At 70.3% G+C, this 14,080-nt stretch carries 13 protein-coding genes; 6 read left to right on the top strand and 7 right to left on the bottom strand.

Annotated features, from left to right (window positions below; genetic code table 11):
• Window positions 1-439: 439 nt before the first annotated feature.
• Window positions 440-763, bottom strand: coding sequence for a (2Fe-2S)-binding protein (locus ACFXKG_RS08875; protein ID WP_365817249.1), 324 nt, complete (start codon window positions 761-763; stop codon window positions 440-442).
• Complete coding sequence (locus ACFXKG_RS08870; RefSeq protein ID WP_384834574.1) at window positions 760-1,032, bottom strand: 5'-nucleotidase; 273 nt, start codon at window positions 1,030-1,032, stop codon at window positions 760-762. Before ACFXKG_RS08870 ends, ACFXKG_RS08875 begins: the two co-directional genes overlap by 4 nt.
• 129 nt (window positions 1,033-1,161) lie before the next feature.
• On the opposite strand from ACFXKG_RS08870, the gene ACFXKG_RS08865 reads away from it, so the two are divergent.
• The gene (locus tag ACFXKG_RS08865; RefSeq protein WP_384834571.1) at window positions 1,162-2,172 is read left to right on the top strand and encodes a helix-turn-helix transcriptional regulator; all 1,011 of its coding nucleotides are present in this window, start codon (window positions 1,162-1,164) and stop codon (window positions 2,170-2,172) included.
• 287 nt (window positions 2,173-2,459) lie between these two features.
• Window positions 2,460-3,437, top strand: a complete 978-nt coding sequence (locus ACFXKG_RS08860; protein WP_384834568.1) for a hypothetical protein — start codon at window positions 2,460-2,462, stop codon at window positions 3,435-3,437.
• Between the two features lie 137 nt (window positions 3,438-3,574).
• On the opposite strand, the gene ACFXKG_RS08855 is transcribed toward ACFXKG_RS08860, so the two are convergent.
• The 4 genes from ACFXKG_RS08855 to dnaK all read right to left on the bottom strand — a co-directional run bounded on the left by ACFXKG_RS08855 (window position 3,575) and on the right by dnaK (window position 7,882).
• A complete protein-coding gene (locus ACFXKG_RS08855; protein ID WP_365817241.1) occupies window positions 3,575-4,051 on the bottom strand; it encodes a heat shock protein transcriptional repressor HspR in 477 nt (158 codons plus the stop codon).
• A gap of 4 nt (window positions 4,052-4,055) precedes the next feature.
• Window positions 4,056-5,246, bottom strand: a complete 1,191-nt coding sequence (gene dnaJ, locus ACFXKG_RS08850) for a molecular chaperone DnaJ (protein ID WP_384834564.1) — start codon at window positions 5,244-5,246, stop codon at window positions 4,056-4,058.
• Between the two features lie 129 nt (window positions 5,247-5,375).
• Window positions 5,376-6,032, bottom strand: coding sequence for a nucleotide exchange factor GrpE (gene grpE, locus ACFXKG_RS08845; RefSeq protein WP_384834561.1), 657 nt, complete (start codon window positions 6,030-6,032; stop codon window positions 5,376-5,378).
• Window positions 6,029-7,882, bottom strand: coding sequence for a molecular chaperone DnaK (gene dnaK / locus ACFXKG_RS08840; protein WP_384834558.1), 1,854 nt, complete (start codon window positions 7,880-7,882; stop codon window positions 6,029-6,031). Before dnaK ends, grpE begins: the two co-directional genes overlap by 4 nt.
• 239 nt (window positions 7,883-8,121) lie before the next feature.
• Here dnaK and ACFXKG_RS08835 point away from each other — a divergent pair, with 239 nt between their 5' ends.
• The 3 genes from ACFXKG_RS08835 to ACFXKG_RS08825 all read left to right on the top strand — a co-directional run bounded on the left by ACFXKG_RS08835 (window position 8,122) and on the right by ACFXKG_RS08825 (window position 12,965).
• Complete coding sequence (locus ACFXKG_RS08835) at window positions 8,122-8,871, top strand: sugar transferase (RefSeq protein ID WP_384834555.1); 750 nt, start codon at window positions 8,122-8,124, stop codon at window positions 8,869-8,871.
• A gap of 73 nt (window positions 8,872-8,944) precedes the next feature.
• A complete protein-coding gene (locus tag ACFXKG_RS08830) occupies window positions 8,945-11,218 on the top strand; it encodes a (Fe-S)-binding protein (RefSeq protein ID WP_384834552.1) in 2,274 nt (757 codons plus the stop codon).
• A gap of 160 nt (window positions 11,219-11,378) precedes the next feature.
• On the top strand, window positions 11,379-12,965 hold the full coding sequence (locus ACFXKG_RS08825) for an FG-GAP and VCBS repeat-containing protein (RefSeq protein WP_384834549.1): 1,587 nt from the start codon (window positions 11,379-11,381) through the stop codon (window positions 12,963-12,965).
• Here the strand turns inward: ACFXKG_RS08825 and ACFXKG_RS08820 are convergent.
• A complete protein-coding gene (locus tag ACFXKG_RS08820) occupies window positions 12,959-13,171 on the bottom strand; it encodes a hypothetical protein (RefSeq protein ID WP_384834546.1) in 213 nt (70 codons plus the stop codon). The genes ACFXKG_RS08825 and ACFXKG_RS08820 overlap by 7 nt on opposite strands.
• Between ACFXKG_RS08820 and ACFXKG_RS08815 the strand changes: the two genes are divergently transcribed.
• Window positions 13,137-14,080 (top strand): FG-GAP repeat domain-containing protein (locus ACFXKG_RS08815; protein ID WP_384834543.1); only part of this gene is annotated, 944 nt, incomplete at its 3' end. The two genes, ACFXKG_RS08820 and ACFXKG_RS08815, sit on opposite strands and share 35 nt — an antisense overlap.

The following is a 14,080-nucleotide window of genomic DNA, read 5'->3' as shown; positions in this document are numbered from 1 at the left end:
GCGTGATCCTCTGTGACCTGCGCGATCCTGCGATCTTGCGTGATCACCTACGGGTACGGAAAAACGCCGCTCCGGTCTCATCCGGACCGCCGCATCCTGACAGCAAGAACCTACGCAAAGTTGAGTCTATTCCACTCAAGCCTGGAGTGGCGCCCAGAACCCCGCCCCCCGAGCCCGATTTTTCTCGCGTTCCGGTTCTCCCACCACCCGTACGCACCCGGGCACTGCCCGTACACACCAAAAGGCCCGGCACGCGGGGTCACGCGTGCCGGGCCGGAAGGACACCGGGCCGGGAGGATCCGGGGCAGCGCCCGGGAGGATCCGGGGCAGCCGCCCGGAAGAATCCGGGCAGCACAACGGCGCCATCGTGTTTCAGGTCCACGATGGCGCCGTTGTGTGGGGGAAGCGCCTGAACGATTTGGAACGACGGGGGAATCGCTCAGGCACTGCGGGGGGTGGCGAGGGTGGTCTGTGGTGCTCCGACCAGCTGGTGGTCACGCTGGTCGAGGTTGACGAAGATCATGTCGTAGCGGATGGCACAGCGGACCGGGCGCGGGGCCCCGCGCGGCCTGCGGAGGCAGCGGTAGGCGCGGACGTCCTCGTCCTCCTCACGCACGACGACGATCGGCTCTCCGAAGAGAGTGACCATCAACGAGTCTCCTCGGTGGGGAATGGCCGTGACCAGATCGATGAAGTGCCACCCCGATCGGTACGCCGTGGCCATCTCACGCCGGAAGACCCGATCGTCCGGCGGGACGGTCATGCCTCGGTGCCGGCCGGGGTGCTGCCCCATTCGATGTCACCGGAGTCACCGGCGTCACCGGAGGCGGCCTTGGGGGCCACCGTCCACGAAATCTCCTCGGTGCCCGCGCCCGCGGCCCGGACGGCGGTTCCGGCCGGCGTGCTGGTCCAGGAGATCTCCCCCACCGCGGCGGCCTGGTGGGCCGCACCCGTCGGCGCACTGGTCCAGGAGATCTCCCCGACAGCAGCCAGCGCACCGAAGGCCAGAGCCGTAGAGAAAGCAGTGGCCACCACCGCGCGAAGCATTCTCTGATACATAGTCGGCTTCGTCCTCACTTGATGGATTCCTCTCCCCCGCCATCTAGACGATGTCTCATTCGGACACGTCAACACCACCGGGACGAGGCATCATGTTCCTGCATGTTCAGGACCCTGAGGGGTGGAGATTTGACCGAAAGCATCACAAAACCGACACATCCCCATGCCGTCACTGATCTATGTGAAGACGGCAGGCGGCTTTACGCCAGTGCGCTGCGCTCCGGGCGCCTCGCCCGGAGCGAGATCGTGACCGCCCCCTGTCTGATGGAGTTCCCACTCCTGCATCCGGACCCGGACGATCCGGACTGGCTGCGACCGGTTCCGCCGTCGGCCGCGCTCTCCCAGCGTCTCAACCCCATCGAGCGGGAGATCCAGGAGCGGAGGCACTTCGCCGTCGCGCTGACCGACGCTTTCGAGCCGTTCATGGCGATCGCCTCGCAGGGGCCGCCGAGCACCCACGCGATCACCGTCCTGGAGGGCAAGAGCCGGATCAACGCGGCGATCGACCTCTCCACGGCCGCGTGCAGGACCGAGGTCCTCACCGTGCAGCCGGGCGGTGTCCGCAGCGCGGACGCGCTCGAACAGGGGCTGGAGCGCGGCCGGACCGTGGTGGACCGCGGGGTCAGCATCCGCACGCTCTACCAGCACACCGTCCGGCACGGCCAGGGCACGCTCGCCTACGCCGAACGTCTCGCCGAGGGAAACGTCGAGATCCGGACGCTGGAGGAGCTGGTCGAGCGGCTGATCATCTTCGACCGCACCGTCGCGTACATCCCGGCGCGCTCCGACCGGGAGGTCGCCCTGGAACTGCGCCACCCCGCACTCGTCGACTACCTGGCCCAGGTCTTCGAGCAGCTCTGGCGACGCGCCACCCCCCTCACCGAACAGGTCCCGTACGAGCCGACCCCCGACGGCATCTCCGGCGTCCAGCGCTCCATCGCGAGGCTGCTCATCGAGGGATACGTGGACGAGGCCATCGCCCGCCGGCTGGGGATGAACGTACGGACCTGCCGCGCCCACATCGCCAAACTCGCCACCACGCTCGGCAGCGGCAGCAGGGCACAACTCGGCTATCTCATCGCACACTCGGGAATCCTGGACCAGGAGCGCTGACCCGGCATTTCGATACACCCCGACATACCTCGCTCCACACCGCACACAACGAACCCCACACCGAACAAACAGAGGAAACCCGCAATCTGAATCCGAACCGACCTGAAACAGCGCGAGTTCCCCGAACCGGACGCCTAAAACCCGCCGTTGTACGGCGAGAACCCGGCGACGGCCGCAGTCACTCTCTGTAGAGTGCGGCTTCGGCCTGTCCGGATCAAGCGAAACGCGACTGCACTGATGCGCACTGCGGAACCGTGCAGCACTGCGGAACCACGCAGGAGGGACATATGACACAACCGGACGCGGTGACCCACAGAGGACCGTCGCCCGCTGTGTCGGCGGAGGCGCGCGCCCTGCTCGACCGGTTCGCCCGGGGCGAGCAGGTCGGGCGCGCCGAGCCCGGCTGCACCGAACTGATCGCCCTCGGCCTGGCGGTCCACGACCCGCACCACGACCGGTGGGGCATGGCCGACCTGCGCCACGCCGAGGAGACCGCCATGGCCGAGGAGCGGGCCGGCATAGCCCGCCACCTCCAGCGCATGCGGCAACTCGCCGATCTCTACCGCGAACTGGGAACGTACGAATCGCCCACCGGAAACGGAATCGAGTTTCTCGACCGGCTCGAACACGTCAATGCCGCCATCATGCAGGCAGCGGATTACGCGCGGTCCCACATGTACACGGCGCACCCGGTAAACCGGACCGCGGCAGGGCTGACCGCGGTCATCCCCCGCGAGATCAAGCTCCTGGAACGCGGCATCACCCGCCGCACCATTTACTCCGAATCCGCCCGCACCCGCGCCGCGGAACAGGAGTGGGCGACGACCATGAGCGCGCACGGCGCGGAGATTCGTACGCTCGCCTCCGATTTCGAGCGAATGATCCTCGTGGACAGAAGATTCGCCATCATTTCCGACCACCGGGACGAGCCGAACAGAATGACCGCGTTCAAAGTGACGCACCCCGGCATGGTGGCTTTCCTCCAACACCTCTTCGAGCAGCAGTGGGAGCGGGCCGAGCCCTGGATGGGCGGCCGGTTCCGGCCGAGGGAGGGCATCGTCACGACGGGCCGCTCCCGGCGCATCCTCAACAAGCTCCGCGAGGGCCGGACCCTCAAGCAGATCGCCAGCGAACTGGAGGTCAGCCTGCGCACCGTCAACACCGACCTGAACAAGCTGTACGAGGTCGTCGGCGTGGACACGCTCTTCTCGCTCGGGGTGTGGTGGGGGTCAGAGGCCGCCGCCGAGGAACGCAAACGGGGCTGACCGCGTGCGGGCGGGACGACCGTGCGCGAGCGGGACCGACCCGCGCCGAGCGCTCAGCGGAACGCCCGGCCGGGGAGATCCCGGCCGGGCGCTCCGAGGTAGTCGGTGGCGTCTGTGGCGTCGTGACGTCGGTGACGTCAGTCCGTCGGGCGCTTGGGCTTCGGGCGCCACACCACCAGCGCGCTCGTCTGCTGCACGTCCTGGTACGGCACCAGGTCCCGGCGGTACGAGGCGTGCACCTGCGCCTCGCGCTGCTGCATCGCCGCCGCGGCGCCGTCCACCGCGGACGCCAGCTCGGCGACCCTGGCCTGGAGCGCGGCGACCTGGTTCTCCAGCTCGATGATGCGCTTGATTCCGGCCAGATTGATGCCCTCGTCCTGCGAGAGCTGCTGCACCTGCCGGAGCAGTTCGATGTCCCGGGCCGAGTAGCGGCGCCCGCGGCCCGCCGTACGGTCCGGGGAGACCAGGCCGAGGCGGTCGTACTGCCTCAGGGTCTGCGGGTGCAGCCCGGAGAGCTGGGCCGCCACCGAGATGACGTACACCGGCGTCTCCTCGGTCAGCGCGTACGCCCTGCCGAACGATGAGGACGGCCGCCGCCGCCCGTCCCTGTCCATCGGGTCATGCTCCCTTCGCCGCCTGGAACAGCTCCGCCCGCGGGTTCTCGTCCGCGGTCGCCTTCCGGTATGCCTCCAGCGCGTCGCGCGCCTGGCCGCCGAGGTCCTTGGGCACGACCACCTCGACGGTCACCAGCAGGTCGCCGCGGCTGCCGTCCTTGCGTACGGCGCCCTTGCCACGGGCCCGCATCGTACGGCCGTTGGGGGTGCCCGCGGGCAGCTTCAGCGTGACCGGTGGGCCACCCAGCGTGGGAACCCGCACCTCGCCGCCGAGCGCCGCCTCCGCGAAGGTGACGGGCACGGTGATGGTGAGGTTGTCGTCCTTGCGGCCGAAGACCGGGTGCGCGTCGACATGGACGACGACGTACAGGTCGCCGCCCGGGCCGCCGCGCTCGCCGGGAGCGCCCTTGCCCCGGAGCCTGATCCGCTGGCCGTCGCTGACGCCCGCGGGGATGCGGACCTGCATGGTCCGCGAGGACCTGGCCCGTCCGCTGCCCTTGCAGACCTCGCATGGGTCCTGGGCGATCAGCCCGCGCCCCTTGCAGTCCACGCAGGGGTCGGTCAGCGAGAAGCCGCCGCCCGAGCCGCGCGAGACCTGGCCGGTGCCCACACAGGTCGGGCAGACCCGCGGGGAGCCGTTCTTGTCACCGGTGCCCGAACACGCCTTGCAGGGCGCCTGGCTGGACATCCGCAGCGGGACCGTGGCCCCGTCGACGGCCTCCGTGAAGCTGAGCGTCACCTCGGTGTCGATGTCCTGGCCGCGGCGCGGCTGCGTACGGGTGCCGGGGCCGCCGCGGTTGAACAGCCCGCCGAAGACGTCACCGAGCCCGCCGCCGAAGCCGCCGGCGCCGGCCGGGCCGCCCTGCGCGCCGCCCTGACCGCCGCCGAAGAGGTCGCCCAGGTCGAAGTTGAACGAGCCGTTGCCGCCCGCGCCGGGCCCCGGCCGGAACCCGCCGTTGCCGAAGAGCGAGCGCGCCTCGTCGTACTCCTTGCGCCGCTTGGGGTCGCCGAGGATGTCGTTCGCCTCGGAGATCTCCTTGAAGCGCTCCTCCGCCTTGGCGTCGCCCTTGTTGGCGTCCGGGTGGTACTCGCGGGCGAGCTTCCGGTACGCCTTCTTGATCTCGGCCTCGGTGGCGTCCTTCGGAACGCCGAGAACCTTGTAGTAGTCCTTCTCCACGAAGTCCTTCGTGCTCATCCTCGACGTCCCTCCTCTCCGCCCGCACCGGCACCGCCGGTCACCGCGTCACCTGTGTCCGGAACGCCGCCGGCGCGTCGTGCGCCGGCCGCGTCCCGGATATCGACGGCGTGCTCCGTGCCGTCTCCGTCAGCCCTGATCGGGCCCACCGTTCTCCTTGTCATCGGCCGACTCCGCCTGCTCCTCGGCGGACTTCGTCTTGCCACCCGGCTGCGGCTCGGCCACCGCGACCCGGGCGGGCCTGATCGTGCGCTCGCCGAACCGGTACCCGGGCTGCAGGATCGCGACGCACGTCGTCTCCGTGACGTCCGGCGCGTACGAGTGCATCAGGGCCTCGTGGATCGTCGGGTCGAAGGGCTCGCCCTCCGTACCGAACGGCTGGAGCCCCAGCTTGACCGTGACCGCTTCCAGCGACTCGGCGACGGACTTGAAGCCGCCGACCAGCTCGTCGTGGTCCCGCGCCCGCCCGATGTCGTCGAGCACGGGCAGAAGTTCGGTGAGCAGGTTCGCGACCGCGATCTCCTTGACGGAGACCCGGTCCCGCTCCACGCGCCTGCGGTAGTTCTGGTACTCGGCCTGGAGCCGCTGAAGGTCAGCCGTACGCTCGCCGAGCGCCGTACGGACCTGGTCGAGCTGGGCCAGCAGGCCCGCGTCCTGGATGTCCCCGGCGGGGGCCGCCGCCCCGGACTCCTTCGCGGAGTCCGGCTCGGCGGCCTTCGGCGTGGCGTCGTCGGCGCCGGAGGGGACATCGGGCTTCTCCTCGAAGCCCGGGGTCTCCTCTGTCACGCCGCACCGTCCTTCCTGGGCTTCTCGTCGTCGACGATCTCGGCGTCCACGACGTCGTCCTCGGGCTTGGCCTGACCGGCGCCCGCGGCGCCGTCGGGGCCGGCGGCACCGGACGCCTGGGCGTCCGCGTACATCGCCTGTCCGAGCTTCTGGGACACGGCCGCGACCTTCTCCGTGGCGGTACGGATCTCGGCGGTGTCCTCGCCCTTCAGCTTCTCCTTGAGGTCGGCGATCGCCGTCTCGACCTCGGTCTTGATCTCGCCCGGGACCTTCTCCTCGTTGTCCTTGAGGAACTTCTCGGTCTGGTAGACGAGCTGCTCGGCCTGGTTGCGGGTCTCCGCGGCCTCGCGGCGGCGGTGGTCCTCGTCCGCGTACTTCTCGGCCTCTTCGCGCATCCGGTTGACCTCGTCCTTCGGCAGCGAGGAGCCACCGGTGACGGTCATCTTCTGCTCCTTGCCGGTGCCGAGGTCCTTCGCGGCCACGTGCATGATGCCGTTGGCGTCGATGTCGAAGGCGACCTCGATCTGCGGCACACCACGCGGCGCGGGCGGCAGACCGGTCAGCTCGAACATACCGAGCTTCTTGTTGTACGCGGCGATCTCGCGCTCGCCCTGGTAGACCTGGATCTGCACGGACGGCTGGTTGTCCTCGGCCGTCGTGAAGATCTCCGAGCGCTTCGTCGGAATCGTGGTGTTCCGCTCGATGAGCTTGGTCATGATGCCGCCCTTGGTCTCGATACCCAGGGACAGCGGGGTGACGTCGAGGAGCAGGACGTCCTTGACCTCACCCTTCAGGACACCGGCCTGGAGCACGGCGCCGATGGCGACGACCTCGTCCGGGTTGACGCCCTTGTTGGCCTCGCGGCCACCGGTCAGCTCCTTGACGAGCTCGGCGACGGCGGGCATACGCGTCGAACCACCGACGAGCACCACGTGGTCGATCTCGGAGAGCTGGATGCCCGCGTCCTTGATGACGTTGTGGAACGGGGTCTTGCACCGGTCCAGCAGGTCGGCCGTGAGCTGCTGGAACTGGGAGCGGGTGACCTTCTCGTCCAGGTGCAGCGGGCCCTCGGCGGACGCCGTGATGTACGGCAGGTTGATCGTGGTCTCCGTGGAGGACGACAGCTCGATCTTCGCCTTCTCCGCGGCCTCGCGGAGACGCTGGAGAGCCATCTTGTCCTTGGACAGGTCCACGCCGTGGCCGTTGGCGAACTGCTTCACCAGGAAGTCGACGAGACGCTGGTCCCAGTCGTCACCACCGAGGTGGTTGTCACCGTTGGTGGCCTTCACCTCGACGACGCCGTCGCCGATCTCCAGCAGCGAGACGTCGAACGTACCGCCACCGAGGTCGAAGACGAGGATGGTCTGGTCGTCCTTGTCGAGCCCGTAGGCCAGGGCGGCCGCCGTCGGCTCGTTGACGATACGCAGGACGTTCAGGCCCGCGATCTCGCCGGCCTCCTTGGTGGCCTGGCGCTCCGAGTCGTTGAAGTACGCCGGGACGGTGATCACCGCGTCGGTGACCTTCTCGCCCAGGTACGCCTCGGCGTCCCGCTTCAGCTTCTGCAGCACGAAGGCCGACATCTGCTGGGGGTTGAAGTCCTTGCCGTCGAGGTTGATCTTCCAGTCGGTGCCCATGTGGCGCTTGACCGACCGGATGGTCCTGTCGACGTTCGTGACCGCCTGGCGCTTCGCGACCTCTCCGACGAGCACCTCGCCGTTCTTGGCGAAGGCGACGACGGACGGCGTGGTCCTGGCGCCCTCTGCGTTGGTGATGACGGTGGGCTCGCCGCCTTCGAGAACGCTGACGACGGAGTTAGTCGTGCCCAGGTCGATGCCGACCGCACGTGCCATTTCGATTCCTCCAGGTGACTTGAGTGGAACAGGCTCAAGGATGCATCACAGATCCCACGGAGTCAAAGGACCTGAGTCGAGAAGGCTCAACTATTGTGCGCCCACTCCCCGACCGCGCCGAATCACGCCGAAACGGGCACGGCAGACGACTCCGCCCGGGGTGCCTACCCGATCCATACCGGTCCAGCATGCGATCGTTCTGCACCAAAAGCCATAAATCGCTCAGAGAACGGTCAGATGTGACCACGAAGCGACCTGTACCCCAGACACCTCAGGCACCCAGGACACCCCAGACGCTCTGGACACCCCAGGCGCCCCGGACATCCCCGCCACCGAACCCGCACCTCGCACGGCTCGATCAGCTCCGCCCGCACCTCGCACGGCTCGATCAGCTCCGCCCGCATCTCGCACGGCTCGCACGGCCCGGCCGGCTCCGCCCGCACCTCGAACCCAAGCGCCTGCTCGACGTAACCCTCGGCTCGGCCCTGCTGCTCCTGGCCTCGCCCGTCCTCGCGGCCGCCGCCCTCGCCCTCGCGCTCTCCCGCCCGGCCGGTGGCGTCTTCGTGCGCGACTACCGCACCGGGTTCAACGGACACCCCTTCCTCCTGAGTTCCCTGCGCACCCGCCGCTTCCGGCTCGACCTGCTCTCCCGGCTGCCCCACGTCGTACGCGGCCACCTCTCCCTGGTCGGTCCGGCGCCCCTCACGTTCGGCTCCCCCGCGGCCGCGGCGCCCTGGCGGCAGCTCGTACGGCCCGGGCTGACCGGGCTCGCGCAGGTGCGGCGCCACTCGGCGCTGCCGTGGAACGAGGCGCCCCTGCTGGACCAGCACTACGTGGAGCAGCACTGGATCGGCCTCGACCTGTCGATCCTCGCCCGCACACCCGGCGCGCTCATGCGACGGGTCAGGGTGGCCTCAGCGACACAGATCACCGGCCCGACGGCTACATTGCGGCGGAATAAGTGGGTACCCTCAGCACGAGCCGATTAAGTTACCGCTTAGTACGATCAGTCTGAGCGCGGTTCCGGATCTCCCACCGTCGCAGGCCCGAGGAGCCCCCGAAATGCAACTCGCCGCGATCATCGTGTCGCTGGTTCTCGCCGTCGTAGGTGTCGCGCTGTTCGCCCGAGCCATCGCGCAGATCTACCGCTTCGTACGGCTCGGGCAGCCCGGGCCCGCCGGGACACGTACCGACGAACCCGGGCAACGCACCCTGACGGTGGCCAAGGAGTTCCTCGGCCACACCCGGATGAACGCCTGGGGCGTCGTCGGCGTCGCGCACTGGTTCGTCGCGGTCGGGTTCTTCTCGCTCGTCCTGACCCTGGTCAACGCCTTCGGGCAGCTGTTCAAGGCCGACTGGCTGCTGCCGGTGATCGGCGGCTGGACCCCGTACGAGGTCTTCGTCGAGCTGATCGGCCTGCTGACCACGCTCGGCATCCTGACGCTGATCGTCATCCGCCAGCTCTCGCTGCCCGGCCGGGCCGGGCGCAAGTCCCGCTTCGCGGGCTCCAATCTGGGCCAGGCCTACTTCGTCGAGGCTGTCATCCTGACCATCGGGATCGCCATCCTCGTCCTGCGCGGGCTGGAGGGGGCGCTGCACCACGCGGACTCCTACCAGGCGGCGTACGTCGTCTCGTACCCCCTGGTCCTGGCCTTCAAGGGGCTGAGCCTCAGCACCCTGCAGAACCTGGTCTACCTGGTCGCCATGATCAAGATCGCCACCTCGCTGGTGTGGATGATCACGGTCGCCCTCAAGACCGACATGGGCGTCGCCTGGCACCGTTTCCTCGCCTTCCCCAACATCTGGTTCAAGCGCGAGGCGGACGGCTCCACGGCGCTCGGCGCGCTCCAACCCATGACCTCCGGCGGCAAGGAGATCGACTTCGAGGACCCGGGCGACGACGACATCTTCGGCGTCTCCCAGGTCGAGCACTTCTCCTGGAAGGGCATCCTCGACTTCTCCACGTGCACGGAGTGCGGTCGCTGCCAGTCGCAGTGCCCCGCCTGGAACACGGGCAAGCCGCTCTCCCCGAAGCTGCTGATCATGTCGCTGCGCGACCACGCGCACGCCAAGGCGCCGTATCTGCTGGCCGGCGGCGGCAAGACCATGGAGGGCGAGGAGAAGGCCACCGCCGAGGCCCTGAAGGACGTGCCCGCGGCGGCCCTCGCGGAGGCCGAGCGCCCGCTGATCGGGACGCTGGAAGAGAACGGTGTCATCGACCCGGACGTGCTGTGGTCCTGCACCACCTGTGGCGCGTGCGTGGAGCAGTGCCCGGTCGACATCGAACACATCGACCACATCGTCGACATGCGCCGCTACCAGGTGATGATCGAGTCCAGCTTCCCCTCCGAGGCCGGGACGATGCTCAAGAACCTGGAGAAGAAGGGCAATCCCTGGGGGCTGGCCAAGAAGCAGCGCCTGGAGTGGACCAAGGAGGTCGACTTCGAGGTGCCGGTGGTCGGCAGGGACATCGAGGACCTGACGGAGGTCGACTACCTCTACTGGGTCGGCTGCGCGGGCGCCCTGGAGGACCGCGCGAAGAAGACCACGAAGGCGTTCGCGGAGCTCCTCCACATCGCCGGCGTGAAGTTCGCCATCATGGGCGGCGACGAGAAGTGCACCGGCGACTCGGCCCGCCGCCTCGGCAACGAGCCGCTGTTCCAGCAGCTCGGCCAGGAGAACGTCGCGATGCTGAACATGGCATATGGCGAGGACGACGATGACGCTTCCACGAAGAAGCCGAAGTCCTCGAAGAAGATCGTCGCGACCTGCCCGCACTGCTTCAACACCATCGCGAACGAGTACCCGCAGCTCGGCGGCGAGTACGAGGTCATCCACCACACGCAGTTGCTCCAGCACCTCGTGGACGAGGGCAGGCTGGTGCCGGTGACACCGGTCGAGGGCCTGATCACGTACCACGACCCCTGCTACCTGGGCCGGCACAACAAGGTCTACACACCGCCGCGCGAGATCATGTCCGCCGTCCCGGGCCTGCGCCAGCAGGAGATGCACCGCCACAAGGAACGCGGCTTCTGCTGCGGCGCGGGCGGCGCGCGGATGTGGATGGAGGAGCGCATCGGCAAGCGGATCAACAACGAGCGGGTGGACGAGGCCCTTTCGCTCAACCCGGACATCGTCTCGACGGCCTGCCCGTTCTGCCTGGTGATGCTGACGGACTCGGTCAACGGCAAGAAGGGCGACGGCCAGGCCAAGGAGTCGCTCCAGGTGGTGGACGTGGCGCAGCTGCTGCTCGACTCGGTACGGACGCCGGCCGACCCGGAGCCCCTGGAGGAGCGGGAGAGCGCGCCGGACCCGGAGCCCGAACCGGCGAAGTAGTCCGTTCGCGCGGTCCGTTCCGTACGGGCGCCGTTCCGTACGGGTTCGGTACGGGCCCCCGGACAGGCGCCCGTACCGGCGGCACAACCTTCCGGGGGCGGGGCGGGTCCAACTGGCCATGCGGAAACGTCCGGTGGCCGGCAGGCGCGCCCCTGCCCCCGTGGTCCCTCTGGTGGGTCTCGTCTGTCTGATGGGACTGGCGACGGCGTGCGGGAGCGCCGGCACCCCACCGGACGGCGGGTCACCCGGCCCCACGACCAACCCGGCGACCTCCACGACGACCGGCACGCCGTCCCGGACGCCGGCCCCGCCCCCGTCGCCGACCGCGCCGCCCGCCCCCGCCACGTACTCCGACTTCGACGGCGACCACACGAGCGACCTCGTCCTGACCGACCCCGTCGCGACGGTCGACGGCGTCTACTCCGCCGGGTACGCGGCCGTGGTGCCCGGCTCGCCGGACGGCCCGGACACGGCCCGCCACCGGGTGATCACGCAGAACAGCCTGAACCTCGGGAAGGCCGGCCAGGGAGGGGCCTTCGGCGGCACCGTCCGCTCGGCCGACCTCGACGGGGACGGGACGGCGGATCTGATCACCGGGGCGGGCACCGACACGGTCTTCGTCGTCTGGGGCGGCGAGAAGGGCCTCGCGGGAGGCGGGGCACGGCTCGCCGGCAGCGCGCCGGTGACCGGTGACTTCGACGGGGACGGGTACGCCGACCTGGTCACCGCGGGGCGCTCGCCCTCGACGGCGACGCTGTCGTACGGCCCGTTCAGCCGGGCCGGTGTGCCCGCGGCCACGGTGCCGCTGGACCTCACCCCGAAGGACCGCGGCCCCGACCCCGGCTCCGGCCTCGGTCCCGACGCCGCCCCCGGCTCCGGTCCGGACTCCGAGGGATACTACACGGCCCGCCTCGCTACCGCGGGGGACGTGAACGGCGACGGCCGGGACGACCTCGTCGTCACCTGGACCCATGTCTTCGTCGACGAGATGCCCGTCCCGCGCGCCACCGCCGTCCACCGCGGGACCGCCCGGGGCGCCGGGGGCGTCTCCGCCACGTACACCCGCCTCAAGGACGCCCAGGGCAGGAACGTCTACGGCGCGGACACCCTCACCGCCGATGTCGACAAGGACGGCACCGCGGACGTGATCGTCGGCCGTTCCTGCGAGGTCATCGGCGAGGAGCAGATCGCGGACGGCGGCAGCCGGCTGACGGTCGTGTACGGCGGCCGGGCGGGCCGCGGCCGCGCCCCGAAGCCGACGACGATCGACGACCGGACGCCGGGACTGCCGGGCGCGCCGGTCTCCACCGGCTGCTCCTTCGGGGCGGCGGCCACGGCGGGCGACGTGAACGGCGACGGGTACGCCGACGTGGCCTTCACCGCCCCGGCGAAGGACGGCTCGACCGTGGTCCTCGTCCTGCGCGGTGGCGAGAAGGGCCTGACCGGCGCGGGCGCCCAGCACCTCGCGGGCCTCCCCGGATCGCCCCCGCTCGCGCTGCTGGACACGGACGGGGACGGGGCGGCGGAGCTGGCGGTCGGCGCGGCGCGCGGGGACTTCTCCGGGAACCCGGAGGTACGCGTCCTGCGCGGCGGCCCGGACGGCCTGACGGACCCGGAGACGGGCACAGGAACGGGCTCCGGCACCGGCGGGACCGGGGCCGACGGCTGGCCGCGCGGGATCGGCCCCGCGGATCTGGGCCTGAAGCCGGTGGCGGGCGACAAGTTCGGCTGGGACTTCGGTCACTGAGCCCCGCCCGGCCTGGGCACGGCGAGCCGCCGCGCGCACAATAAGGCGGTGCGGCGGGGGCCGGTGAGTACGGACGGGACGGGTGGGGTCATGCGGAGACGGCGGATACGGCGGGCACGAACGACACCGACGACACCGACGACGGCGACCACGACGGCGACCACGACAGCGATGAAGACGATGAAGACAACGACGAGAACGGCCATCGGCCTCACCGCCTGCACCGCCCTGCTGCTGCCGCTGACCGCCTGCACCGACGCCTCCTCCTCGTCCGCCTCCTCCTCGGACGCCTCGGTGGCGGCGAAGAACGGCGACACCGCCCCGGGCACCGGCGCCTCGGCCGTCCCCCGGCGCCCCGTCCCGCGCGGCAGGGGCAGCCGTCTCCCGGACGACTTCAACGGCGACGGCCACCCCGACCTCGTACTGAACGACCTGGTCAAGGCGGCGGGTGACACGTACGGGGACGACGCGGGCATCGGCATCGTGTACGGCACGGCCCCCAGGACGGGGGACGGGGACAAGGCCCGCCGCTTCGACCCGGCCGTCCGCCAGACGCTGGAGCCGCGCGAACGGGGCGCGCGGGTGGGCGGGGCGCTGCCCGCCGCGTTCGACGCCGAGGCGGCGTGCGACCTCGACGGCGACGGCTTCGGCGACCTGATCATCGCCACGGACCCGCCGTACGACGGCATCGGGATGCCGCCCGTACCGCTCCAGATCCTCTTCGGCGGCCCGCAGGGGCTCACCGGCCGCGCGGTCGTCCTCAAGATTCCGGCGAAGGCCCGCGCGGGCGACGAGTGGCCCGACCACCCGGTCTGCGGCGACTTCGACGGGGACGGCAGGACCGACCTCGCGGTCACCGCGAGCGCGGGCCAGGTCACCTTCCTGCGCGGCCCGTTCAGCCGGACCGGAGCCCCGCGCTCCGCCGCCGCGCCGGTCCGGGGCGGAGGCACGGTCCTGGCGGCGCCCGAGCCGAAGGGCGATGTGAACGGCGACGGCTACGACGACCTCGTCGTCGCGCCCCGCGCCCACGCGCCCGGGGCGGCCGCGCGCGGAACGCTGCTGCTGGGCGGCCCGGACGGCCCCGGGCGCCCGGGCACCACGTACAGCTTCCCGGC

Source organism: Streptomyces sp. NPDC059255 (genome assembly GCF_042752355.1).
GTDB lineage: Bacteria > Actinomycetota > Actinomycetes > Streptomycetales > Streptomycetaceae > Streptomyces.
Note: the sequence above shows the minus strand (reverse complement) of the source record. Positions and strands in the feature narration are given on the sequence as shown.

Bases quoted from the DNA above. Each gene is read 5' to 3' on its own strand.
- ACFXKG_RS08875 (WP_365817249.1), bottom strand. From the start codon at position 763: ATGACCGTCCCGCCGGACGATCGGGTCTTCCGGCGTGAGATGGCCACG.
- ACFXKG_RS08865 (WP_384834571.1), top strand. From the start codon at position 1,162: ATGTTCAGGACCCTGAGGGGTGGAGATTTGACCGAAAGCATCACAAAA.
- ACFXKG_RS08860 (WP_384834568.1), top strand. From the start codon at position 2,460: ATGACACAACCGGACGCGGTGACCCACAGAGGACCGTCGCCCGCTGTG.
- ACFXKG_RS08855 (WP_365817241.1), bottom strand. From the start codon at position 4,051: ATGGACAGGGACGGGCGGCGGCGGCCGTCCTCATCGTTCGGCAGGGCG.
- dnaJ (WP_384834564.1), bottom strand. From the start codon at position 5,246: ATGAGCACGAAGGACTTCGTGGAGAAGGACTACTACAAGGTTCTCGGC.
- dnaK (WP_384834558.1), bottom strand. From the start codon at position 7,882: ATGGCACGTGCGGTCGGCATCGACCTGGGCACGACTAACTCCGTCGTC.
- ACFXKG_RS08830 (WP_384834552.1), top strand. From the start codon at position 8,945: ATGCAACTCGCCGCGATCATCGTGTCGCTGGTTCTCGCCGTCGTAGGT.
- ACFXKG_RS08820 (WP_384834546.1), bottom strand. From the start codon at position 13,171: ATGGCCGTTCTCGTCGTTGTCTTCATCGTCTTCATCGCTGTCGTGGTC.